25 protein-coding genes are annotated in these 22,180 nt (G+C 51.8%); 9 read left to right on the forward strand and 16 right to left on the reverse strand.

Annotation, left to right across the window (positions count from 1 at the left end; all coding sequences use genetic code 11):
* The first annotated feature begins 212 nt into the window (after nt 1–212).
* From glnL to P3339_RS01140, 3 genes are all read left to right on the forward strand, one after another.
* Nucleotides 213–1,295, forward strand: a complete 1,083-nt coding sequence (gene glnL, locus P3339_RS01130; RefSeq protein ID WP_282952169.1) for a nitrogen regulation protein NR(II) — start codon at nt 213–215, stop codon at nt 1,293–1,295.
* 3 nt (nt 1,296–1,298) lie between these two features.
* A complete protein-coding gene (gene ntrC, locus P3339_RS01135; RefSeq protein ID WP_020414124.1) occupies nt 1,299–2,705 on the forward strand; it encodes a nitrogen regulation protein NR(I) in 1,407 nt (468 codons plus the stop codon).
* 158 nt (nt 2,706–2,863) lie between these two features.
* Nucleotides 2,864–3,196: a PAS domain-containing protein gene (locus P3339_RS01140; RefSeq protein ID WP_282952170.1), complete on the forward strand. Its 333-nt coding sequence runs from the start codon at nt 2,864–2,866 to the stop codon at nt 3,194–3,196.
* Between the two features lie 67 nt (nt 3,197–3,263).
* Here P3339_RS01140 and P3339_RS01145 read toward each other — a convergent pair whose 3' ends face one another.
* A complete protein-coding gene (locus tag P3339_RS01145; RefSeq protein ID WP_020414126.1) occupies nt 3,264–3,785 on the reverse strand; it encodes a peroxiredoxin in 522 nt (173 codons plus the stop codon).
* Nucleotides 3,786–3,951: 166 nt separating this feature from the next.
* On the opposite strand from P3339_RS01145, the gene P3339_RS01150 reads away from it, so the two are divergent.
* Nucleotides 3,952–4,767: a bestrophin-like domain gene (locus P3339_RS01150; RefSeq protein ID WP_282952171.1), complete on the forward strand. Its 816-nt coding sequence runs from the start codon at nt 3,952–3,954 to the stop codon at nt 4,765–4,767.
* A gap of 16 nt (nt 4,768–4,783) precedes the next feature.
* Here the strand turns inward: P3339_RS01150 and P3339_RS01155 are convergent, their stop codons facing one another.
* The 11 genes from P3339_RS01155 to P3339_RS01205 form a co-directional block, all read right to left on the reverse strand.
* A complete protein-coding gene (locus tag P3339_RS01155; RefSeq protein WP_020414128.1) occupies nt 4,784–5,863 on the reverse strand; it encodes an AI-2E family transporter in 1,080 nt (359 codons plus the stop codon).
* Between the two features lie 81 nt (nt 5,864–5,944).
* Nucleotides 5,945–6,646, reverse strand: coding sequence for a D-Ala-D-Ala carboxypeptidase family metallohydrolase (locus tag P3339_RS01160; protein ID WP_282952172.1), 702 nt, complete (start codon nt 6,644–6,646; stop codon nt 5,945–5,947).
* A gap of 15 nt (nt 6,647–6,661) precedes the next feature.
* A complete protein-coding gene (locus P3339_RS01165; RefSeq protein ID WP_282952173.1) occupies nt 6,662–7,342 on the reverse strand; it encodes a hypothetical protein in 681 nt (226 codons plus the stop codon).
* Between the two features lie 226 nt (nt 7,343–7,568).
* Nucleotides 7,569–9,116 (reverse strand): phosphoenolpyruvate carboxykinase, encoded by a 1,548-nt coding sequence (locus P3339_RS01170; protein WP_020414131.1) that lies wholly within the window; start codon nt 9,114–9,116, stop codon nt 7,569–7,571.
* 190 nt (nt 9,117–9,306) lie between these two features.
* Nucleotides 9,307–10,284: an Hsp33 family molecular chaperone HslO gene (gene hslO, locus P3339_RS01175; RefSeq protein ID WP_282952174.1), complete on the reverse strand. Its 978-nt coding sequence runs from the start codon at nt 10,282–10,284 to the stop codon at nt 9,307–9,309.
* 126 nt (nt 10,285–10,410) lie between these two features.
* The gene (locus tag P3339_RS01180; protein ID WP_282952175.1) at nt 10,411–10,863 is read right to left on the reverse strand and encodes a DUF4124 domain-containing protein; all 453 of its coding nucleotides are present in this window, start codon (nt 10,861–10,863) and stop codon (nt 10,411–10,413) included.
* 27 nt (nt 10,864–10,890) lie between these two features.
* On the reverse strand, nt 10,891–11,295 hold the full coding sequence (locus tag P3339_RS01185) for a PDZ domain-containing protein (protein WP_282952176.1): 405 nt from the start codon (nt 11,293–11,295) through the stop codon (nt 10,891–10,893).
* Complete coding sequence (locus P3339_RS01190) at nt 11,285–12,382, reverse strand: S1C family serine protease (RefSeq protein ID WP_282952177.1); 1,098 nt, start codon at nt 12,380–12,382, stop codon at nt 11,285–11,287. The genes P3339_RS01185 and P3339_RS01190 overlap by 11 nt, the downstream gene beginning before the upstream one ends.
* 85 nt (nt 12,383–12,467) lie before the next feature.
* On the reverse strand, nt 12,468–12,845 hold the full coding sequence (locus tag P3339_RS01195; protein ID WP_282952178.1) for an RNA-binding S4 domain-containing protein: 378 nt from the start codon (nt 12,843–12,845) through the stop codon (nt 12,468–12,470).
* Nucleotides 12,846–12,886: 41 nt separating this feature from the next.
* The gene (gene yrfG, locus P3339_RS01200) at nt 12,887–13,570 is read right to left on the reverse strand and encodes a GMP/IMP nucleotidase (protein WP_020414136.1); all 684 of its coding nucleotides are present in this window, start codon (nt 13,568–13,570) and stop codon (nt 12,887–12,889) included.
* An 80-nt stretch (nt 13,571–13,650) separates the two neighbouring features.
* On the reverse strand, nt 13,651–14,313 hold the full coding sequence (locus P3339_RS01205) for a lysoplasmalogenase (protein WP_282952179.1): 663 nt from the start codon (nt 14,311–14,313) through the stop codon (nt 13,651–13,653).
* A gap of 199 nt (nt 14,314–14,512) precedes the next feature.
* Between P3339_RS01205 and cysK the strand changes: the two genes are divergently transcribed.
* From cysK to P3339_RS01230, 5 genes are all read left to right on the forward strand, one after another.
* Nucleotides 14,513–15,430 carry a cysteine synthase A gene (gene cysK / locus P3339_RS01210; protein ID WP_020414138.1) on the forward strand — a complete coding sequence of 306 codons (918 nt, stop codon included), beginning with the start codon at nt 14,513–14,515 and terminating at the stop codon, nt 15,428–15,430.
* A 41-nt stretch (nt 15,431–15,471) separates the two neighbouring features.
* Complete coding sequence (gene cysQ, locus P3339_RS01215; protein WP_282952180.1) at nt 15,472–16,311, forward strand: 3'(2'),5'-bisphosphate nucleotidase CysQ; 840 nt, start codon at nt 15,472–15,474, stop codon at nt 16,309–16,311.
* Nucleotides 16,312–16,393: 82 nt separating this feature from the next.
* Nucleotides 16,394–16,597 carry a hypothetical protein gene (locus P3339_RS01220; RefSeq protein ID WP_282952181.1) on the forward strand — a complete coding sequence of 68 codons (204 nt, stop codon included), beginning with the start codon at nt 16,394–16,396 and terminating at the stop codon, nt 16,595–16,597.
* Between the two features lie 332 nt (nt 16,598–16,929).
* A complete protein-coding gene (locus P3339_RS01225) occupies nt 16,930–17,187 on the forward strand; it encodes a type II toxin-antitoxin system HicB family antitoxin (protein WP_020414141.1) in 258 nt (85 codons plus the stop codon).
* 48 nt (nt 17,188–17,235) lie between these two features.
* Complete coding sequence (locus P3339_RS01230; RefSeq protein WP_245556707.1) at nt 17,236–17,865, forward strand: outer membrane beta-barrel protein; 630 nt, start codon at nt 17,236–17,238, stop codon at nt 17,863–17,865.
* Between the two features lie 150 nt (nt 17,866–18,015).
* Here the strand turns inward: P3339_RS01230 and P3339_RS01235 are convergent, their stop codons facing one another.
* From P3339_RS01235 to P3339_RS01250, 4 genes are all read right to left on the reverse strand, one after another.
* Complete coding sequence (locus P3339_RS01235; RefSeq protein WP_282952182.1) at nt 18,016–20,208, reverse strand: TonB-dependent copper receptor; 2,193 nt, start codon at nt 20,206–20,208, stop codon at nt 18,016–18,018.
* Between the two features lie 219 nt (nt 20,209–20,427).
* The gene (locus P3339_RS01240; protein WP_157533568.1) at nt 20,428–20,886 is read right to left on the reverse strand and encodes a hypothetical protein; all 459 of its coding nucleotides are present in this window, start codon (nt 20,884–20,886) and stop codon (nt 20,428–20,430) included.
* A 166-nt stretch (nt 20,887–21,052) separates the two neighbouring features.
* Complete coding sequence (locus P3339_RS01245) at nt 21,053–21,670, reverse strand: 2OG-Fe(II) oxygenase (protein WP_020414145.1); 618 nt, start codon at nt 21,668–21,670, stop codon at nt 21,053–21,055.
* Nucleotides 21,671–21,781: 111 nt separating this feature from the next.
* Nucleotides 21,782–22,078, reverse strand: a complete 297-nt coding sequence (locus P3339_RS01250) for a hypothetical protein (protein ID WP_282952183.1) — start codon at nt 22,076–22,078, stop codon at nt 21,782–21,784.
* Nucleotides 22,079–22,180 lie beyond the last annotated feature (102 nt).

Genomic DNA, 22,180 nt, shown 5'->3' on the forward strand with positions numbered 1-22,180 from the left:
CCTGGCTGAGCTGTGCAGCTCCAATGCTCTTGGGGGTGATTAGGCAAATCCTATCGATTGCGCACTGTAAATGCCCATCAGAAGCAACCAATGTGGGCCTGAATAGCCCTGTGCGCCATTTTGGTTTGCTTTTTGCACTGGCTAGATACAAGGGCTTATCGCGCCGGGTGCTAACCCTACCCCGGCCGCCGCAGAGAACCGGAAACCACTGAATGCTCAATGATCGCCAGCTGCGCCAGCTGTTAGACAGTCTCACTTCAGCCGTTATGGTGCTGGATGACACGTTATCACTCTGTTACTTGAACAATGCGGCCGAGGATTTGCTGGCGGCATCCAGTGCAAGGGTCAGCGGATTGCCGTTGGAAGAGGTCGTGCGAGAATCTGCAGCTGCGCAAAAAGCCATGCGTGATGCGCTGGTCAGTTGTGAAAAATATACGGTGCGCCGCGCTCGTTGGCGTCTGCACAACCTGGATACGCGCACTGTGGATTACTCGGTGAGTCCTGTGCCAGAGCTAGGTGTTTTACTGCTTGAGGTGCAACCTATGGACCGCCTGCTGCGCATTGCACGTGAAGATGCATTGCTCAGTACCCAGGAAACTGCGCGTAACCTGGTGCGGGGCATGGCACATGAAGTGAAGAACCCCCTCGGCGGTATCCGCGGTGCGGCACAACTGCTTCAGAGAGAGTTACCAGATGCCTCTCTGGAAGAGTACACACAGATCATCATTGAGGAGGTGGACCGCCTGCGCAATTTGGTGGACCGCTTGTTGGGACCGCGTCAGCCGGTGAAACTGGCGGAGACCAATGTCCATGAAATCCTGGAGCGAGTGGCACAGCTTCTAGAGGTGGAATGTGATGGTGAACTGAGTATCCGCAGGGATTACGACCCCTCTATCCCGGATGTACCAGCGGATCGCGAACAGTTGATCCAGGCACTGCTGAACATCGCCCGCAATGCGATGCAATCGATAAATGAGAGTATCGGTCTCGCCAGTGGGGAGATGGTATTGCGCACACGGGTCCAGCGCCAATTCACAATTGGTCGTCGCAATTGTCCACTGGTATGCCGTATCGAAATTGAAGATAACGGTCCCGGTATTCCCGAGGAGATCCGTGAGCGGATCTTCTTCCCGATGATATCAGGGCGCGCGGAGGGCTCCGGTTTAGGGCTATCCATATCACAGAACATTATCAGTCAGCATCGCGGCCTAATTAAGTGTGACAGCCGTCCCGGTCGCACGGTATTCCAGATCTATTTGCCGTTGACTATCGAATTAGCCAATACAGGAACCTAGAGAATGAGTAATCGCGTTTGGATAATTGACGACGACAGATCTATCCGCTGGGTGCTGGAGCGGGCGCTTTCTCGGGAGGGGATAGAAACCCAATGCTACGAGAGTGGCGATCGTGCCCTGGATGATTTTTACAGCGATTCACCGGACGTGGTGATTAGCGATATTCGTATGCCGGGCTCCGATGGATTCAAGTTGCTTCAGCGCTTCCAGGCGGAACGTCCAAACATGCCGATAATTATTATGACTGCTCACTCGGATCTGGATAGTGCTGTCGCCGCCTATCAGGGCGGTGCCTTTGAATATCTGCCTAAGCCTTTTGATATTGATGAGGCTGTAGCGGTTACACGCCGTGCCCTGGTGCACGCCAGTGAGCAGGCGCAGGAAGAGCGCATTGAACAGGATAATGGCACCGAGAATAAAGAAATCATTGGTGAAGCGCCGGCGATGCAGGAAGTTTTCCGTGCGATCGGCAGGCTCTCTCACTCAAATATCACTGTATTAATCAATGGTGAGTCTGGCACTGGTAAGGAACTGGTGGCTCAGGCGTTGCACAATCACAGTCCACGAAGGGAAAAACCCTTTATCGCCCTGAATATGGCCGCGATTCCGAAAGACTTGATGGAGTCTGAATTGTTTGGGCATGAGAAAGGCGCTTTTACCGGGGCCAGCTCCCAGCGTGCCGGGCGTTTTGAGCAGGCCAATGGCGGTACCCTTTTCCTGGATGAAATTGGTGATATGCCGGCAGAAACCCAGACGCGGCTTCTGCGAGTATTGGCGGATGGGGAGTTTTATCGGGTTGGCGGACACACTCCGGTAAAAGTGGATGTGCGCATTATTGCCGCCACCCATCAAAACCTTGAGGAGCTGGTACTGCAGCATAAATTCCGCGAAGACCTATTTCATCGCTTGAATGTAATTCGCATTCATATTCCAAGGTTGGCCGATCGCCGTGAAGATATCCCAAGGCTGGTGCGTCACTTCTTCAATGCTGCCGCAAAAGACCTCGGGGTGGAACCAAAAATCCTGACTAAGGAAACAGAGGGTTACCTGTCAGGTTTGGATTGGCCTGGAAATGTACGGCAGCTCGAAAATACTTGTCGCTGGATTACCGTTATGGCCTCTGGCCGTGAAGTACATATCGAAGACTTGCCCCAGGAACTGCACCAACAAGGGCAGGAGAGCGAAACCCCACTGGACTGGCAAAAAGCCCTACGTATTTGGGCTGATCAAGCCCTGTCATCCGGGCGGCGCGAAATACTCAGTGAGGCAGTTCCCGCATTTGAGCGTGCCCTGATCGAGATTGCTTTAAAGCATACGGCCGGGCGCAAGCGTGATGCCGCAGATTTACTTGGTTGGGGACGAAATACCCTGACAAGAAAATTAAAAGAGCTGGAGATTAGCGGCAATTAAGAACTATTTTTGTGCCTCCGGCTATTTCTGACAAAGATGAAATAAGAATTTTCATGTTAATACTCAATGAATGATAAAGGCAAAACCTCCTTTGGCTTTTACACTTGCATTTATTAATGCAGTTCAAATATGAATGTAGTGGCTGGAGATGGAGTTCTATGAACGCTGAAGAGCTTAGAGTTGTTGATAATGTGCCGTTTCTTTTTTGGGTAAAAGATCAAGATGAAAAATATATTTGGGGTAATCGCAAAATTTGCGAGTTGGCCGGTGAGGATGTAGTGGGAAAAACCGACGCTCAACTAACTTGGGCGGAAAATGCTCAAGCTCTGCGAGAGGCGGATAAGCGCGTCTTTGCTTCCGGTGAGCCGGATTATTTGCTAGAGCACGTAATTAAATCCAGTCGAGGTGAGGCTACGTTAAGTGTTTGCAAGTGGCTTGGGGAGTTTGAGGGAGAGAAGTGCTGCTTTGGCATTTCTTTCGTAATAGAATGATGTCATAAATAAAGTTGATTCGGATAAATCTGGCCCTGAGTGCTTCGGGCCAGATTTATTAATATTTTTAGGGCTCACTCTTTTCTATGCCTAGTTTGGCCAGGTTTCTGGCAATATCCTCTGCACTGGTGGCAGGGTTAACGTCTTTATCAATTTTCAGGACTTTCCCATCCTTACCGATATAGACAGTAATACGCCGGGCAATATTGATCATTGGAACTAGCACGCCGTAAGCCTTGGCGACTTCACCTGAAGGATCGCTCAGGAGAGGGAAGTCGGCTTCATTGTGCTTAGCGAAGCGTGTATTTTCATCAATATCATCGGTGCTTGCCATAAAGTAGGCAGCATTGAACTTGCGAATCTTGTGTCCATTTTTTGCCAGTGATTTGCACTCTATCGTGCAGCCCTTGGTAAAGGCACGTGGATACCAGGCGATTACTACTGCATTTCTATTTTTGTGTTCAGCGAGTCTGTGTGTATTGCCGTCTGATCCTTGAAGAGAGAAGTCCGGTGCTCTGTCACCAACCTCAAGGGCCATCAATGGCAGGCTGATCAGCGTAGTTAAAACCAGGGTAATCCAGTATTTCATAGTATGTTCGCTCTCGGATATGTTGCGCCTATGCTACCGCTGCCATATGGTACAAACTAGTAGGTTCATTATAAATACGCCACTTCTTTAGCCCTGCAGAGAGCCTGGAAAAACTGGCCAGTGATACCCCGCTGGGCCAGACTTTCCTCAGTCTGTGGGGACTCTTATGCACTCGGGTAATATTTTCTATTTGCTGCCATTGCCCCTGATATATCTGATTACAGTGGCACTGGTTCTCTGCGCTTTGGCGTTAGGGGTATTCTGGGGGCATAGGCGCCAGAGAAGAGAGAGTGTTGCTGGTGAGTCGTCGATTGGCAGTGCTGTTGCGGCAACGCTTGGTTTGGTGGCATTTGTTTTAGCGTTTACCTTCAATATGACCGCGGACCGCTTTAATGAGCGCAAGGCTCTGTTGTTGCAAGAGGTTAATACTATCCTGGCGGCCTACCTGAATGCGGACTTTCTTGAGAAAACGAAACGTGAGCGCGCCCGTGGATTGCTTGCGGAATATGTGGATCTGCGTGATTTTGATCCCTCTACACCGGTAAGCTCTGCTGATATCAAACGCAGTGAGGAAATTCAGCGGCAGCTGTGGCAACTGGTACAGAGCCATATTGCCCAGGCTTACAATGCGGATTACCTGCGCCAATTTTCCGATCCGGTAAACACCCTGATGGACTTGCATCGCGCAAGGGTGGTGGTGGGCCTGCAGTATCGTATTCCCGCCCCCCTGTGGCTGGCGCTGTACTTTATGACAATACTGGCCATGCTGGCGATTGGTTACCAGCTGGGGATCAGCCGCGGTGGTTCGGTGCAGGTTGTACTGGCACTGGCTCTCACTTTTGCCACGGTGATTTTGCTGATCGCCGATTTAGACAGGGCCAACCAGGGAGTGTTACTGGTTGACCAGGCGCCGATGAGTGATCTCAACCAGCGCCTGAAAGCGCTACGTCAAAGGGAGTCTCAGGCTCCCACAGAGCGTTAAAGAGTCCAGGTGAGTTTTACTCGCTATCAGGTCTGGGTGGCATCAGCATATCTTCCGGGTGCACAAACTCCCGCATAAAAATTTCCCAAAAGGCGATGAACAGCGCGGCGAGTAGCGGGCCTATGGCAAAGCCGCTGACACCAAACATAAACAGGCCGCCCACAGTGGAAAACAGCACCAGATAGTCTGGCAGCTTGGTATCCCGCCCAACTAAAATCGGGCGCAGTATATTGTCTACCAGGCTGATCACAGTAAATCCGTAGGCGAGCAATATAGTGGCTTTAATGGGTTCCCCTACCCCGTATAGGTAAATGGATGCGGGGAACCAGATCAATGCTGCACCTACTGCTGGTAGCAGTGATAACAGTGTCATCAGGACCCCCCACAAAAGCGGTGCAGGTAGGTCTAGGACCCAGAAAATAATACCGCCCAGGGTGCCTTGGGTAATGGCGACCACCAGGTTGCCCTTGATGGTTGCACGGGTGACCTCGGCAAACTTGGCCAGAAGCAGGTGCTCGCGCTCATCGCCGAGGGGAAGCGCGTGTATTATCAGGTTAACTAGCCGCTCACCATCGCGGATTAAAAAGAAGGTGAGATAGAGCATCAGACCCAGCATGACAAAAAAGTTAACAGTGTTTTGGCCCACCTCGATAGCATTTCTGGCGACAAAGCTGCCCGCATTCATTACTCCGCCGAGTAGGCGCTGCTTGGCCTCCTCAATGTCCACTCCTATGCTCTCAAGCATATCGTTGACCCGTGGGAAGGCGCTGCGCACCTGCTCCAGAGATTTGGAAATATCAATCTCACCGTTTTGTACTTTGTGATAAAGCGTTACCGCCTCATTGATAAAAGAAGTGGCCACCACCAGTACCGGTATCACCAGCAGCACAATACACATGAACAGGGTCAGCAGCGCCATGGAATTGGGCGAGTTTGGAAAACGCTGCATCAGAAGGCGGTATACCGGGTAAAAGATCAGGGCGATGGCACAAGCCCAGAAAATCGGTGTGAAAAAAGGTTTTACAAGTAGCAGGAAGGCTACTGAAACCAATAGAAGTGAAAGGATAAACGAGCGCCTTTCCAATTTTTCCTGCACGGGAACTTCCTCTGCTTCTGCAAAAGCCCTGTGGTATCGGGCGCCTTATTTGCGCTCTATCTAAGCAGAAGCAAGAGGGATTTACCAGCGCCTGTAACCGCAGGTGTCCACATGAAAGCGAATACCTTTATAGATGCCCAGGCCCATGTTCCACTGTTGGCCGTTGTACTTATGGATATTCTTCAGTACTGGTACCAGTTGCTCGCGAGAGAACTTTTTCTGCGGAACTATATCCAGTCCACAAAAGTGCAGGTGCTTGCTGCCCCTGGAGCCGCCGGCCTTACTGTTATAGCTGGTGGTGCGCCAACCGGAGACTACGGTGACGGGGCCGATAATTGGAACGATTTCACGCTGCACTGCCCGCAGGGTGTATACCATGGTTCCCCAGTTTCCTACCGGGGGAATGGCAAATGGCGGTTCATCCAGATCCTGCCAATCGCTGCCTTGGCGCAACAATTCAAACGGGGGCACAACCTGGTCTACCTGATTAATGCGCAGGAAATTTTTCAGCTTGGAAAACAGGATATTGTTGTCTTCCTGTTTAAGAAAGCGGCTGAAGAGCCGCTCAGATGCCGCTGGATACCCCTGAATATCATAAATATCCGGGATTTCTGGTAATGGTAGTAAATCGATGGGGCTGATTAAACGCTCGCCGAGCTCCCGTGTTTTCTCTGAAGTAAAAAGTAATACGGTAATAATGGCTGCGATGAGAATGGCAGCAAGCAGCAGTAATCGGCGACGCGGGCTATTGGTTTCGGTAGCTTTGTTGTCTTGAATATCCATGGGCATCTCCGCCAATTACCAGATGCGATAGCCGCAGGTGTCGATATGGAAGCGCACTCCATCGCTGAGGCCGAGGCCGAAATTGCTCTCCGGGCCGAGGCGCGCGTGAAGGGCGCGCAATTCCTCCACTAGCTCCCGGTGACTGATATTCGATTTGGGGATCAGGTCCAGGGCACAAAAGTCTCGATGATGGGCCTTGTCACTGTGTTCCAGCTTGCGGTTATAAGCGTCACTGTGAAATCCTGCGACCACATCTACAGAGCCAATTAGAGGAATGATCTGATCCCGCAGTAGTGTCAAAGTCTTGACTATGTTGTGCCACTCGCTTTGGGGTGGGATAGCAAAAGGAGGTTCTCTCAATTCTATCCATCCGCCGCCCTGGCGTAGCAAGCTACTTACTGGGACAACATTTGCTATACCCCGGCTCGCCAGGTAGCGACTGAGAGCCTGTACCCGTTCCCGGTTGTCGCCGTAGCGCAGGAATCCATCAAAATTATCTGCGCTGGCAACACGATGGCCCCTTATCTCCACATAGGGCTTATCCAGGGACTTTTGGTAGAGAAAAAGCCACAGTATCAGCAATATTGAAGCCAGCAGTAGTGTCAGGAATACAACCACCACCCGGTTAACCCTGCGACCGGGCGGCCGGTATGGGTACAGTATGTTGAAACGTATCAAAAATTTGTCAGCGGACATGAGCTGAGACTTCTGCTCCTGGAGCTGTACTGCGGAGCGGGGCTTCGATCCGCAGGCGCCCAAATCGTCGGCGTTTGTTTAAACACTATAGCCGCAAAATTCGGCGGGGCAGTTGAGTAGGGTGGGCTGAACTGTGCATAAAAAAGCCCCGAGGCCTTGCGGCCTTGGGGCTTTTTAGACTCCTCAGCGATTTGATATCGTTGTGGAGTGTTCTGGGAAGTGGAACTTAGGCCTTGGGACCGGCGTTCTTCACTTCATCGTTCACATTGAATTTCTCAATGTTTTCGGCAAATAGTTTGGCCAGCTTGCCGGCCTGGTCGTCGTAGGCTGCTTTGTCATCCCAGGCTTCGCGTGGGTTCAGGTAGGCTTTGTCTACACCCGGTACTTCCAAAGGAATGTCCAGGTTCAGGGTTTCCAGGTGCTCGGTGGCGGTGCCTTGTAGCGCGCCGTTCTGGATAGCGGCAACTACTGCGCGGGTTACTGGGATCGGGAAACGTTTGCCATTATTGCCTGAACCACCAGTCCAGCCAGTATTGACCAGGTAAACCTTGGAGCCGAAGTCCTCGATGCGCTTCATCAGCAGGTCGGCGTACTCGCGAGGAGCGCGCGGCATAAAAGGTGCGCCGAAGCAGGTGGAGAAGGTCGGGTGAATACCGGCTTCTGCACCTAGCTCGGTAGAGCCCACGCGCGCGGTGTAACCAGATAGGAAGTGGTATGCCGCAGCCTCTTTGGAGAGGATGGATACCGGGGGCAATACACCGGATACGTCACAGGTGAGGAAGATTACATTTTTCGGCTCTCCGGCGCGGTTCTCCAGCTGGCGCATTTCCACGTGTTCCAGTGGGTAGGAGCAGCGGCCATTTTCGGTGAGGCTGGTGTCGCAGTAGTCAGCAGTGCCGTGTTCGTTGGTTACCACGTTCTCAACGATGGCCCCGAAACGAATGGCATCCCAGATTACCGGCTCATTCTTCTGGCTCAGGTCGATGGTTTTCGCGTAGCAACCACCTTCCATATTGAATACTGCACCCTTGGTCCAGCCGTGCTCATCGTCGCCAATCAGGTAGCGTTCCGGGTCCGCGGATAGGGTGGTCTTACCGGTGCCGGACAGGCCAAAGAACAGACAGGTGTCGCCGTCTTCACCAACGTTAGCAGCGCAGTGCATGGGCATTACGTCTTTTTCCGGCAGGAGGAAGTTCTGAACGGAGAACATTGCCTTCTTCATTTCACCGGCGTAGCGCATGCCAGCCAGCAGAACTTTGCGCTGGCCAAAGTTGATAATTACACAGCCCTCGGAGTTGGTGCCGTCGCGCTCGGGCTCACACACGAAGTTTGGTGCGTGCAGGATGCGCCATTCTTCCTTGCCCTTGGGGTTGTACTTCTCAGCGCGGATAAACATGTTGCGGCCGAACAGGTTGTGCCACGCGGTCTGGGTGGTTACGACAACCGGCAGGTAGTGATCTTCGTCCTGGCCAACATGGAGCTGTTGCACGAAGCTGTCACCACCGGAGACAAATGCCTCTACACGGTCCCACAGGGCATCGAATTTATCCTGCGGAAAGGGGCGGTTCACATTGCCCCAGGCGATGCTGTCGGCGGTGGAGGGCTCTTCCACAACGAAGCGGTCCGCTGGGGAACGGCCGGTACGGGCGCCGGTTTCAGTGACCAGCGCGCCTGTGTCAGATAATTTGCCTTCGCCGCGCGTAAGAGCCTGCTCTACCAATTGTGCTGGTGATAGGTTCTTGAAAACCAGCGCGGTGTCGTCGATCTGTGCCATTCGTCGATTACCCGTGAATGTTGGATAGTAAAAATATTAGGGCTGCCCAAGTATTAGGCAGCCAGGCAAAATTTGGGGGGCGCATTATGGCAAAATTCAAAATAAGCGGATAGCAAAGACGGTCATTTTTTGCGCTTTGACAGCGCTGTCACCATAAATTAAGCAATTAATCATCAGCTTGATGTATGGGTTATTGTTGTGGAATTTGCCTTGTGAATAATGGTGGTGCTAATAACCCTATTTTGTAGATAGTAATTGGCGGGGGATGGAGCCCCCGCCCGGGCAGCCCACTCAGTGCAGAGTGTGGGGGGGCGTTTAGAAGGGATTCAATCTGGTCGCGATCGAAGCGGTATTGGGCATTGCAAAACTGGCAATCTGAAACAATCTCGCCGTTCTGCTCATCCAATAGCTTGAAAACGTCCTCGGCACCCAGGGACATCAATGCCCTCGCGCTGCGCTCCCGCGAACAGCTGCACTTGAAGCGGATGCTGTCGGTACCCAGGGTGGCCGGCTCCAACTGATGAAACAGGCGGTGAATCAGTTCCTCGTGGGGAACTGTAAACAACTCTTTATCAGTTACCGTATCGGCAAGGTGCAGAGCGGTTTCCCAGGCATCGCGGTTTTCCTCTGCACTAGCGGCATTATTGCCTGGCAACACCTGCAGCATAATGCCGCCAACACTGCTGCTATCGCATTCCAGCCAGAAGCGGGTATCCAGTTGTTCCGACTGGGTAAAGTAGTCTTCCAGGCACCCGGCCAGGTTCTCTTTTTCCATGGGCACTACGCCCTGGTAGCGTTCACCCCGTTTAGGTTCCAGAGTAATAGCGAGCGCGCCGCGGCTGCCGATCATTTGGCCCAGGGTTGCGTCATCGTCAATCTGTGCATCTTCGGCCACTCGGGCGATACCCCGCAAGTCGCTGTGATGGGTACATTCAGCCATGATCAAAGGTAAATCCCCTTCTCCACGGGCTTGTATGCTGAGTACACCATCGAATTTAAGAGTGGTTGAAAGCAGGCAGGCTGCGGCCAGGAATTCACCCAGCAGACGCGCTACCGGTGCCGGTAGGGGGTTGTGCTCCAGCACTTCGCGATAGGATTCAGTTAGGGTCACCATCTGCCCGCGAATATCGTGTTTGGAGAAGATAAAGCGTTCCAGCTGATCGGACATAGATCGAGTGCCTCGGTGTTTAAACCGCGGGATTTTAGAGGTGGATATCCCTAAATGGTAGCTGGCCTGGGTAATTATGGCGCCGGTACAGGGGATACTGGCTGAATGCGATAGCCTGAAAAGTGTTCAGCCACAACGACTGGCGATCTGGTGCTGGAGCTTTTTGGCCATTTCCTGGCGCTCGAGCCCCGTAACGTGTATTTCTTTACCATTTTTGTCAATAAAGGCAACTCGTCCGTTGAGGGTCGCCAGGCGCTGGCGCGCCTTGGCGCAAAGCTGCTCCATTTCCTGCTGGCGGGCTTGCTGTTCCTTCTGTTGGCGCTGTTCGTACTCCCGGTCAATACTGGCTGAGCTGGGGTTGAACAGACTTTCCCGTTTCCGTGTGGCTTCGGCTGAGTTGATGGGCCCCAGTTTACCGGAGATATTCTCGGCCTTGCCCGCTGAGGGGGGACGGTCACTGAAGTGCACTCGCCCATCCTCATCTACCCAGCGGTAGAGTTCTGCAGAGCTCACAGCGGCAGCTATTAGCATGCCGCCGAGCCAGACAGTAAATAGAAAGGTTCCTCTTAGCGGCTTCACTGTATCTCCCTGGCCCAGGTAAGGGCCTTATTTTTCTTTATTGGCCAGCTGGCTGAACAGCCCTTGCGAGTGTCGCTGGGGGATATGATAGGTCTGTAGGATCAGCGGCTCTTGTTCCTGGGCCTCTGCGGCATCCAGTACCATGCGGTAGCCGGAGCGATCTCGCAGCTCCACGAAGTCGGATTTATTGGTTTCCATTAATTGGGCGAATTCGTCGAAGTCAGCGACGCTGTGACCATTCACCGAGTCAATAATCCAGTTCTTCCAGTCGTGGTAACCCAAATTGACATTAGCGGGCAGTACCTTAAGGGCTACCACCAGCTCGCGACGGTTTTCCTCGCTCCATTGGTTGCGCGCATAAAGGTAATCAATAGGGGCCTTGGAGTGCCAGTTGTTCCCCCAGCGCTTGATCAAATTCATATTAAGGGGCACGAATACCACACCACCAAAAATGTAGTAGCGCGGCTGTTGGTCGAATTGCTCGCTGAGTACCAGTGCACGGGAAGGGGGCAGCCGCCAGAGTCACTTGAGCGGTTTGCTCCTCGCCGTTTCGGGAAAAGCGCACAGGCAGTGCGTCTCCCACGTGGTGACGGTCTACGGCATAGTGGTAGTTGGTGCGCTGATTCTCACGCCACTCTACTGTGCGATCGGCGGCCACCTTGAAGCCATCCACTTCCAGCAGCACATCGCCAGGTTTCAACACTTCCGCCACCGGGGCATCACTGAATACCTTTACTACCATGGCGCCATCCTGATCTTCACTGAGACCGGCGGCTTTTTTCATGGAGGGGCTCTCGAGGCTTTGGGTAACTACTCCCAGCTCTGGAAAGCCCTGATGAACGCCATCTTTCGCATCTTCGAGCACATGGGCAATCACGCTTGGGGGTACGAAGTAGCCCAGGTTTTCGGCGCTTTGGTTGGTCTGCATGGCCACACCGACAATACGGCCATTGGAAATGACTGGACCGCCGCTATTGCCGGGGTTGATGGCGGCATCGATCTGGCCGGCCATCAGGTAACTTTCTGCGTGGGCGTAATACTGGTGCTCTACCCTGGATAGCACACCGCGGGTAATCGATAGGGATTTACCACCGATGGGATAACCATAGGCAGTCACTTCCTCCTGCAGATCTGGCAGCTTGCCCAGTGTTAGGGGGCGGGTATCGGTAAAGAAGCTTTCATCGTCCACTGTCAGCAGTGCAAGATCGGCGTCGTGGGAGACAAACTTCACTCGTGCGCGGAATTTCTTCGCATCCCCATGGCGCTGCACCTGGATAAAACTGCCATTGGCCACGACATGGGCGTTAGTGAGGATCTGTTGATCGCGGATAACTGCACCGGAACCGGATAGCTGCTTGGGGTTTAACAGGGCCCAGGGATTAAAGTAATCCGGGGCAGCGGCAGTGGTGTAAATCTTGATGATTGAGCGTTTTAGTTGTTCGTGTTCGCGGCTGTCTGCGGCAGCGGTCTGCATACCGAGCAGAAGCAGCAGGGAGATGGCGATCAGTCGTTTCATCATGGCTGTTTTCTATCGGGTTAAGTTGGGCCAGTGTAGCAGCTATAAAAAATGATGGCGGAATTTTCACCACATTGATTATTTGGGCCTACTTCTGCTCACGCAGGAAACGGTGAATCTGGCGGCGCTGCTTCTTATTGGGGCGTTCACGCTGGATACCCGCATTGGCTGCCTGGCGCTCGCTGCGCTCGCGTTCACGTCGGTCGATACTTTCATCGGTCTCGCGGTAAAGGGTGCGGGCGATGTCGGCGCTGCGACGCTGGCCGGATAGTGCGATAACTTCGACCTCAAGCTGGTCCCAGCCCTGGCGAATACTCAGGACGGCTCCAACGGAGACTTCCTTACTGGCTTTGACTCGCTGGCCATCGGCGTGCACCTTGCCCCCATCGATAGCTTGCTTGGCGATACTGCGGGTCTTGAAGAAACGTGCGGCCCAGAGCCACTTGTCGATACGTACTTTTTCCATTTAATCCGAAATTTTACTGAGTGCGTTGCCAGGGTGTTGCTTTATCCCTGGCCGGTATGAGTAGCGCCTGTCTCCAGGGCCATTATTTCATCGAAGTGATGGATGGCCGGGAAGTCAGTTACTTCCCGCCTGGGACCCCGGCTATCCGGCTGGCGAATGCATAGCAGGTTGGCGATGCCATAATCCTGTGCCGCAGCCAACACACTTTGGTTATCGTCCACGAAGAGAGTGCGCTCGGGATCAAATCCCACCTCTTTGCGCAGGGCGTGCCAAAAGTGCTCGCTTTCCTTGGCATGTCCATAGTCATGGGAGGAAATAATATCGTCAAACCAGCGGCCGATTCCGGTAATCTCCAGCTTATGGTCGAGCCCCAGGCGGTGCGCATTGGTGACGAGGAAGGTGGGTTTTTGAAGCTGTTGCAGGCCCTGTAGGAAGGCCTCTGTGTGAGGGCGCAGGGCAATACGTCCTTCAATCTCACGCAGTATGGCCAGGATATCCAGCTGCAACGCTTCAGCCCAGAAGTCCAGGCAGTACCACTCGAGAGTGCCGCGGCGTGCATCGATCTCCTTCTCAAGCTTTAGCTGTGCCTGCTTTGGGTCCAGACCGTGTACCTGTGCATAGCGCTTTGGCAGATGGTCGAGCCAAAAGTGGTTATCGTAGTGCAAATCCAGCAGGGTGCCGTCCATATCCAGTAATACGGTATTGATACTTCGCCAGTCGAGCATGCGGCCTGTCTACCTCCTTATGGTGAGGGCGGGAAGCCAAAGTGTAGCTGGCTTGCGTCTCCTCCCAATGACAGGGCCTATTATGCCTGCGCCCGACGGACTCCGTACAGGATGGCAAGTTGCGCACTGTAATAGGTAAGCATGATTGCCGTATCGGCAAAGGGTAGCGGCGTGATGAACTTATTCAGGGCGATCAGTGTATCGGACAACAGAAAAACAAGTGCCCCAGTGAACAGCAGGCCAGAGTGCCCACGGTGAGCTGCGGCTGCGAGAGCCATAGCGACGATTGCAAGCAAATAAACCAATACCGCCGGCGCCAGCTCTCCCGTAGCTGGAAGAATCAGTTGTGCCAACAATACCGCTGCAAGGATTACTGGCACAATACGCAGCAGGCTGCGCCTGTTACGGAAGTTCGCAAAGCGCAGGAAGTTTGCGGCATAGACCAGTTGCGCTAATAAGAAAGCCCCAAGGCCAAAGACAAACTGATTATGAAAATCCATTTCCAGCAGCACATCGCCCAGGGCGGAAAAGGACAGGGCCACGAGGGTTAGACGGCGGGTGAGCCCACCCAGATGGCGCAGTGCCATGAGACCGAGTATCGCAATAGGCAGGGCTTTCAGCGAAGCCATCCACAGGCCCTGAACCCCTAAGCCTTCTAGCAGCATAAAGAGGGCTGCGCAAAGTATGAATGTGGCCGGAGACAGATACTCTGACTGTGAAGTGGTAGTGGCATTGATGGTCATAGCGGTACTCTTTGAGATCTGTTTATTGTTATCCGATGTAATCCCCGGAGGGAATCTAACAGCTTTCTCAGCAGTCTTGGATTTTTACCTGTGAAATCTCAGGATGCGCAGCATCTGGGTTAATATTCGCGAACTGACATTTATTGTCCCGGCAGGTTGGTTTGTATGCCGTGGACGTCATTAACGGAGAGCTTCATCGATGAAGGCAGCCAATATTCTGGAAACCATCGGCAATACCCCACATGTAAGAATTAACCATATGTTCCGCCCCGATATTGAGGTGTGGATGAAAGTGGAGCGCTTTAATCCGGGGAGCAGTATTAAGGATCGTATTGCCCTGGCGATGATTGAGGATGCAGAACGCCGCGGTATTTTGCAGCCTGGCGGCGTTATTATCGAACCCACTTCAGGCAATACCGGTATAGGTCTCGCGATGGTGGCAGCAGTAAAAGGGTATCGTCTGATCCTTACCATGCCTGAGTCCATGTCTTTGGAGCGCCGCCAGGTAATGAAAGCGATGGGGGCTGAGCTGGTCCTGACGCCCAAGGAGCAGGGTATGGGAGGCGCTATTGCCAAAGCTGAGGAGCTTTTATCCCAGCATCAACATAGCTGGATGCCACAGCAATTCCGCAACCGCGCAAATGCTCAGGTGCACAGGAGTACCACTGCGAAAGAAATCCTGGAAGACTTTCCCGAAGGTTTGGATTACCTGATTACCGGTGTTGGTACTGGTGGTCATATTACCGGTTGTGGTGAAGTCCTGAAGGAGAGTTTCCCCAAATTGCAGGTTTTTGCGGTCGAACCGGAAAAGTCACCGGTAATCAGCGGTGGCGAGAAAGGTTTACACCGCTTGCAGGGCATTGGCGCTGGTTTTATTCCGGAGGTGCTCAATACCGAAGTACTCGATGGCACTGTTCTCGTGAGTGAGGAAGACAGCTTTGAAATGGCGCGTCAATGTGCGGTGAAGGAAGGAATTTTCATTGGTATTTCTTCCGGCGCCAGCCTGGCCGCAGTGAAAAAGCGTGAGGGCGAGTTTGCTCCGGGTAGCCGGGTACTGGTGTTCAGTTACGATAGCGGGGAGCGCTACCTTTCAGTAAAAGATTTGTTTTCCGCCTGAAACCCTATTATGGCGGTCACTGAAAATAGGAAGTTTTTTTAATGAATAAGGCATTATTGGAGCAGGTGATTGAAAGCTGCAAACGCGCCGGTGAGGCGATTTTAGAGGTTTACCACAGCAATGCTGAACTGGAGATCGACACCAAGGCGGATGATTCACCGGTTACTGCAGCTGATCTCGCTGCGCACAAAATACTGGCCCCGGCATTGGCAGAGCTGATCGAGGGTGTGCCAGTACTATCTGAAGAACAGGAAATGCCTTCTTTTGCAGAGCGCAGCCAATGGCAACGTTACTGGATTGTCGACCCTCTGGATGGCACCAAAGAGTTTATTCGCCGTACTGGAGAATTCACGGTAAATGTGGCTTTAATTGAAAATGGTGAGCCAATTCTGGGGGTGGTGCACGTGCCGGTTTTGGAAATTACCTATGCCGGTTGCAAGGATTCGGGAGCCTTCAAACGCACCGAGTCGGGCGAATCAGAAATCCATGTACGGCCGCTGAAACCGCGCCTGGATGCTGGTGAGGCAGTTGAACTGGTTGCCAGTCGCAGCCATGGTGCTGGCGCCGTGGATCAGTTAGTGGAGCGTATAGAGGCCAAGCTGGGAACAGTGGCTTGCAAAAATATGGGCAGCTCCCTGAAATTGTGCCTAGTGGCAGAGGGCGCAGCGGACCTCTATCCGCGTCTGGCTCCAACTTGTGAGTGGGATACCGCAGCGGCGCAGGCTGTAGTTGAGGCCGCTGGTGGCACTGTGATTGACGAGCAATTTCAGCTTTTGCGCTACAACAGCAAGGACTCCCTGCTTAACCCGTTCTTTTATGTCATTGGAGATAAATCTTTTGACTGGCAGGAACTACTCGCGAGTGAATCCTCGGTGAACTAATCTTGCTTTGCCCCGCGTTTCTGTAGCGGGGCGCTTCCAGAATATTTATGCGTAAGTGCACAATTTCAAAAAGGCCGTCATCATGTCCAACCAGGTGGAATCGGCGGTTAGCCAAATTAATGATATACGCTGTCTACGACGGCAACTGGAGCAGGAAATTGATTGGTTACAGCGTCGCTCAGAAACACTTGAGGATGGATTTTCTGAAACTCAGGATTTACTGAAACGAACCTACAATGGCATGGTTTTTTCCCGCCGAGCCTTACTGGGGCGTATGCCCCGTTGAATATTACGTTGATTTCAAACTGCTAAAATCCCCTTAGTGACATATTTGCACTTTCGACCGGGCAATATTTATCAATAGTTTCCCCTTTATAAACTCCCTTGGTAGTCATAAAAAAGTACTGGATAGATTTCTGGAAATCCTGTTTTATTTTTCCTGTAAGGGGTTTCATGGAGGCTTGATAGTGGAATTATTTCCTTATTCCTCTCAGTTTTTGTACGGAAAAACAGCCAGAAATTTTTCTGAAAAAATCGTTGATTTCTATTACCAAAAAAACTCCAGGCAATAGAAACCCGTCTACGCTTTGGAAAGTTAATGCATAAGAGTAATTTCCAATGCGCTATCCGGTTGTGCTTCACAATATTGAATACGCCGGCTTTGGTGCCATAGCGCCAGACCTTCCGCATTGTCATTGCTATGCCGAAACTCTTGATGGCGCTTTGCAGAAAATGGCGGAGACTATCTTTCAGCGCCTTGAGGAGCTGCGTCGAGCAGGAGAACCGGTGCCCAAGCCTCAGGAGATGGACAGTCTGAAGGAAAACCCGGCTTTTGCCGGTGGCATTTGGGCCATTATTGATGTCGAAAGTGCATAGATTTTTACTATGCGCTTGTATCGGGGATGCCTTACAAGGATGGTGGTAATGAGAGTGGTTCTGTGTTTTCTATCCATGCTGCTTGCCCCTTTAGCCAGTGCGGTAGAGTGGAACAACCCCTTCGATGGAATTGAATCTGGGGAGTACCGGGTTATTGGCACCTTGGGACTGGGCTCTGGAGAGCTGCAACTCAATAGTGACAGGGATTTCTTTGGATATGCCAGCGTTGGTATTACTCCGGCAGTGGGGGTATGGCAGGTAGAACTACGTGCCTCACGCTTCGATGATAACCATGTGGATATCAGCCAAATTGGGCTTAATTTTAAGATTGATTTCACCCTGAACTGCTATGTGCAATGCCTCTATTGGATGGCGGGCTGGAATTATGCAGATATTGATCTAAATGATGTGCGCAAATATGGTTACTGGTATCACCATGAAGACAAATGGCACTTTGGGGATCGGTATGATGAATGGTATTACGATGGTTATTATTATCATGTCATCGATGCCAGTGGCAGTGATACCTTCTGGAATCTAGGGGTTGGTTACCGTTTTATGTGGACCCAGGATTTTGATACTTCACTGGAGTACAACTATAACGATATTGGTTCTGTTTACAGAGTAAATTTAGGACACCTGCGCACGTTGACTTTGAACTTTTCCTATCGTTTTTAAAACAATAAATTTATTCGTTTTTGCAATACCTTATCAATAACTTAATGCCGGCTGCTATTTTCCTCTTTTCCACCTGTATTAAGTCGTAATCATGTGACTGGCTTTGCAAACATCAGGTAGAGAGATGGGGCTCACAAGGAGCCCCGAATCTCAGATTCGATAAACTGCCTTTAGCCAAAAAGTACGACCAGGCTCATTTACCCTTGATATCTGTGGAAAGTTGGGAATTTCTGCACCGGCACGGCTGACATGCTCCGCGTAGGTTTCGTCCAGTAGGTTGTCGATACCGGTAGTGATCAGCAAACTGTTACCGGGCCGCCATCCTGCATTAATAGAGAGAACATCGGCAGAATCCGTTGTGCCAAAATCCTGGCCGATAATATTGCCTTTGCCGATATCCACGCGATCCTGACTGGATATGGCCCGCCACAATACGCCAGCAGACCATTGGGGCTGCTCATAATGCAGGCCCAGGCGGGTTTCCAATGGTGGAAGTTGGGCCAGGGTGGTTTTGTCTGTGTCGTTGGCGCCGCGTACAGATGTAAGGGTTAACTCCGTGCGCCAGTTTTCACTCAGCTGGTAACTGGCATCCAGCTCCAGCCCCCAGGTGCGGGCTTGCACATTACGGACTACGGCAGTGGTACGGATATCTGTGCTTTCCCCCATGTCCATATCACTGCTCATAGAAGTCATGTCCCCCATCCCCATGGGTACAGCTGCTTTCTGATAATCGTTTTGGACCAGTAGATAATCTCGAATGTCACTGGTGAAGGTAGATATACTGGCGGATAGCTTTTCGCTACGATAAATATATCCGATATCCAATTGGGTGGTTTTTTCCGAATTAATATCGAGCGCACTGTAGGAGTTTTCTCCTTCTCGGGCGAATATTTCCCAGTAATCCGGGAAACGCTCACTGTATCCGAGTCCGGCATAAAGAGTGGTAGAACTGTTGGGGGCACTCGGCAGCGCCAATTCGTAGCGTATAAAACCGCTATGTAGCTGCTCGGAGCGACTCTCTCCAGCGGTCGGGTTATCTACTTTGGACATCATAGAGACCGAGATGGTCTCTCGTAGATCTTTCACTTCCCAATCATCCAGTCTGGCACCGGCGATCCAGCGCTGATCGGGAGCAAACTGCCAACTGGCTTCGGAAAAAATGCCCAGCTGGGAAAATTCCGCATCCGCATCCCAGTTGAGTTGGCGGTAATCGAGCCTCGCCTGGTTCATGCTCATACGACCACGGTGACGGTTTTTCCACATGTCCAGCCCAGTAGCCAGTTCGATATTATCTACAGGGGTAAGTTGTAGGCTTACTTTGCCTCCCAGTGTTTCGCTGTCTAAATTCATCGCGATGGGGTTAGCAGTCATTCCCGAGGGTTCACGCAGACTGTAATTATCCATTATGTGGTCGATATAGTTGTAATACACCTGCACTTCGACGGCATTCAACAGATCGCCGATATTACTGTGGCGGTATTTGGCTTTATAATTTTCACGCGCAAATTTACTGCCATCCACGCCACGGTCGGCATAGGCCGCCTCGGCATCGCTGAAAGCGCTGTCAAATTCCAGGCGGGTATCGTCATCAGGAGTCCAGGCAAGGTTTACCATGCCGCTCCATCGCTCATAATTGGAATGCACTTTGTTACCATCGCCATCTTCATAATCGTCAGCAGAGGCTGAAGAGCTTGACCCACGTAGAGAGAACTGTGGAGTTTTATAGGCGATATCGAGTAGCCCATCCTTTCTCTCAGCATTGCCGGCGAGCAGACTCGCGTGCATATCCCATTCATTTTTTGTGGGGCGTTCCTGCAATTGCTTGAACAGCACTACCCCCGCGGAGTTACCGGGACCGTGTAAGACAGTTTGTGGTCCCTTTACTACTTCGATTTCATCGAGACTCTCGGGAAATATATAAGCAGTAGGGGGGTCCATACGGCCAGGGCAGCCTCCCATCATGGATTCACCATCCAATAGCATCCCCAGTCTTGAGCCACCCATGCCGCGAAGCAATGGATCGCCACTGGTTCCGCCTTTGCGCACTACAGTAAATCCGGGAATGGTTTTCAGATAATCGGCACCATCATTAGCAGGTAATGGCTGACGCGGTTTTTTCGGATCTGTCACCAGGTTTAAGGGCAGCTCAGTTTTTACCCCAGTAACAACCATCTGCTCCATTTCCTCATCCTTGCTCTCAGTTGTCTCACTGGCAAACAGGCTGCTTGGGTAGGCACAACTGGCAAAAATCGCAAGTGCGAGCGGAGTGGGCAGGTGAAATCCATCGGATAATTTCTCTGCAGTTTTTTTCTTGAGAGGCTTGGTTTTAATCACTTTTTGCATTCTGATCTATCCATCATTTGCCTGCATCGTGAGCACAGGCATTGGCGCACCCATTTTTCAGGTGAGCGCGGGTTTCTCCCTGCTGGCAAATAGGGCCAGCTGGAGCTCCTTTTCCTCTGAGGCTATATGTGCGGACGCAGGTCAAAGCCACATACTGACAAGCAGTGGTTATGAATTACGGAGCCTCAGGAAATTACGACATAAACAGTCGAAAAATATTTAAATAATGGATGGTCGGGGAGGGGCGCGAATAAGGGGTAAAGTGTAGGCGACAGCAGAAACTAAGTTGAAGCCGGGGGTTGAAGTGCGAGGTGTTTGCCCTTCAGAAAATAAATCCAAGTCTGCTACTGGGACACTGGCAACAGTAGCAGCGGCAGAAAAATTACAGTGATTGTCGGCAAACGAATGCGCGGTCAACGCATCGTGATTATGGCCACTACTGTGTTCAGCCTGGTGATTGTGATGGTGCTCAAGGGTAGGTGGGGTAGCCAGCGCATTTAAAAGCAAGGCGCTGCGACTATCTCCATGGCACAGGCCATAGGGCGTACCAGCTGCAAAAGCAGCTGGCATAAATCCAGCCGGTACCAAGCCGCGAACGCTGAGAAATACCAATAAAAGCAACAACGTCTGCCATCGGGACAGGCGCGGACAGCTTTGAAGGGTGCGCTTACGGCTCATAAATAGCGGATCTGTGATTTGCCGGGATCTATTTTAGTTTCCCGGTGCCAAGTGGCAACAGGTTTTCCTGCTGGAGAGGAAAATTCCATCACCGGATAAATAATGTTATCGCCGTTTTTATCCTTTGACTTGATATTTATCAGTTCATAAAAATGTTTTTGCTAAATTAGCGAAATATGGATTTCAATTTTGCACTGATTCCATGGAAAAACTGGTGCTTGTTTTTTGCTCTATCGCCGGTAAGGAAGTTGATTTGGATTGACTGCCGCTTGCCCTCATAGCTTGGGTAGCCGTGCCAGCAATTGTCTGTCACCTTGAAAGCCAGTAGAGAACCCGGGCCAGGGATCAGCTCATCGGTATAGTCCTCCATATCATCCCCATTGCGTAGAATACGCAGTCGCCCGGTGGGCGATGGCCATTCCTCGTTAAGGTAAATAAGCACAGTAATTAATTTACTCTTCGAATCTGTATGAATCCGTCCGTCCTTTGCTCGGGAATATCCTCGCAGGGTTGCCATCATGGGTTTATCAGAAAGATCCAGATCGAACTTTTCCCCAAGTATTTTTCGTATCTTGGCGCTGTCGAACTGTTGGATAAAATGGCGCAGGCGATCCGAGGCCTCCACATCTGCGATATTGAAGCTACCGCCCTTTTGTAATGATGGGAACTCTTTGATAAGAGCAGTAGCATCGTCAGAGGCCAGAGATCGCTCCAGGTAGAAATGAGGATAAGGGGAGGTTTTTACCTCTGCGCGGTCGAGTTGGTCGATAGTGAGCCGGGACATGTTTGTGTTACGCTCCCTGCGTTTGGGAATTGTTGTTTTTAGTACATCGCTATTATCCCTTAACTGGCGCTACTTGTCTCAGGCCGGAAAATTTCCCCAAAGGGTTACCGATTAGATTTTGCCGCTACGCTTAAGGCACCAGTAGGCTTCCACCAAGGCTTGGTGGAGAAGCTCCGGGCGTGAATCTACAACCAGTACATTGCAGGCCTGTAACTGTTGAAGCAGGCGAGCGCGTCGGTGCAAGAAATCCTGTGCAGCGGCCCCTTTTATAGCTCCGGAAAAGTCTTCGATAGGTTTTTGGGCAAGGCGGTCCACAGCGGTTTCCCTTAAACTTGCCACCATCACAAGGTGATTACGGGTGAGAAGCCGCACTGCGGCGAGTAGCTCCACACTGTCTTCATCGCGCAAGTTGGTGATCAGGATAACCAGTGAGCGACGCTTGTGTTTGGTCAGGAGCTGTTGGGCTGCGCCGCTGTAGTCGGCACTACCGGTTCCGGAGTGCAGATCGTA

The sequence above is a fragment of the Microbulbifer sp. MLAF003 genome, assembly GCF_030012965.1.
Lineage (GTDB): Bacteria > Pseudomonadota > Gammaproteobacteria > Pseudomonadales > Cellvibrionaceae > Microbulbifer > Microbulbifer variabilis.

Coding starts and splice junctions, on each gene's coding strand:
- glnL (WP_282952169.1), top strand. CDS start 213: ATGCTCAATGATCGCCAGCTGCGCCAGCTGTTAGACAGTCTCACTTCA.
- hslO (WP_282952174.1), bottom strand. CDS start 10,284: ATGTCCGATCAGCTGGAACGCTTTATCTTCTCCAAACACGATATTCGC.
- cysQ (WP_282952180.1), top strand. CDS start 15,472: ATGAATAAGGCATTATTGGAGCAGGTGATTGAAAGCTGCAAACGCGCC.
- P3339_RS01170 (WP_020414131.1), bottom strand. CDS start 9,116: ATGGCACAGATCGACGACACCGCGCTGGTTTTCAAGAACCTATCACCA.
- P3339_RS01190 (WP_282952177.1), bottom strand. CDS start 12,382: ATGATGAAACGACTGATCGCCATCTCCCTGCTGCTTCTGCTCGGTATG.
- P3339_RS01140 (WP_282952170.1), top strand. CDS start 2,864: ATGAACGCTGAAGAGCTTAGAGTTGTTGATAATGTGCCGTTTCTTTTT.
- P3339_RS01195 (WP_282952178.1), bottom strand. CDS start 12,845: ATGGAAAAAGTACGTATCGACAAGTGGCTCTGGGCCGCACGTTTCTTC.
- P3339_RS01160 (WP_282952172.1), bottom strand. CDS start 6,646: ATGGATATTCAAGACAACAAAGCTACCGAAACCAATAGCCCGCGTCGC.
- P3339_RS01165 (WP_282952173.1), bottom strand. CDS start 7,342: ATGTCCGCTGACAAATTTTTGATACGTTTCAACATACTGTACCCATAC.
- P3339_RS01225 (WP_020414141.1), top strand. CDS start 16,930: ATGCGCTATCCGGTTGTGCTTCACAATATTGAATACGCCGGCTTTGGT.
- P3339_RS01145 (WP_020414126.1), bottom strand. CDS start 3,785: ATGAAATACTGGATTACCCTGGTTTTAACTACGCTGATCAGCCTGCCA.
- P3339_RS01235 (WP_282952182.1), bottom strand. CDS start 20,208: ATGCAAAAAGTGATTAAAACCAAGCCTCTCAAGAAAAAAACTGCAGAG.
- cysK (WP_020414138.1), top strand. CDS start 14,513: ATGAAGGCAGCCAATATTCTGGAAACCATCGGCAATACCCCACATGTA.
- ntrC (WP_020414124.1), top strand. CDS start 1,299: ATGAGTAATCGCGTTTGGATAATTGACGACGACAGATCTATCCGCTGG.
- P3339_RS01205 (WP_282952179.1), bottom strand. CDS start 14,313: ATGACCATCAATGCCACTACCACTTCACAGTCAGAGTATCTGTCTCCG.
- P3339_RS01230 (WP_245556707.1), top strand. CDS start 17,236: ATGAGAGTGGTTCTGTGTTTTCTATCCATGCTGCTTGCCCCTTTAGCC.
- P3339_RS01245 (WP_020414145.1), bottom strand. CDS start 21,670: ATGTCCCGGCTCACTATCGACCAACTCGACCGCGCAGAGGTAAAAACC.
- P3339_RS01240 (WP_157533568.1), bottom strand. CDS start 20,886: ATGAGCCGTAAGCGCACCCTTCAAAGCTGTCCGCGCCTGTCCCGATGG.
- P3339_RS01220 (WP_282952181.1), top strand. CDS start 16,394: ATGTCCAACCAGGTGGAATCGGCGGTTAGCCAAATTAATGATATACGC.
- yrfG (WP_020414136.1), bottom strand. CDS start 13,570: ATGCTCGACTGGCGAAGTATCAATACCGTATTACTGGATATGGACGGC.
- P3339_RS01150 (WP_282952171.1), top strand. CDS start 3,952: ATGCACTCGGGTAATATTTTCTATTTGCTGCCATTGCCCCTGATATAT.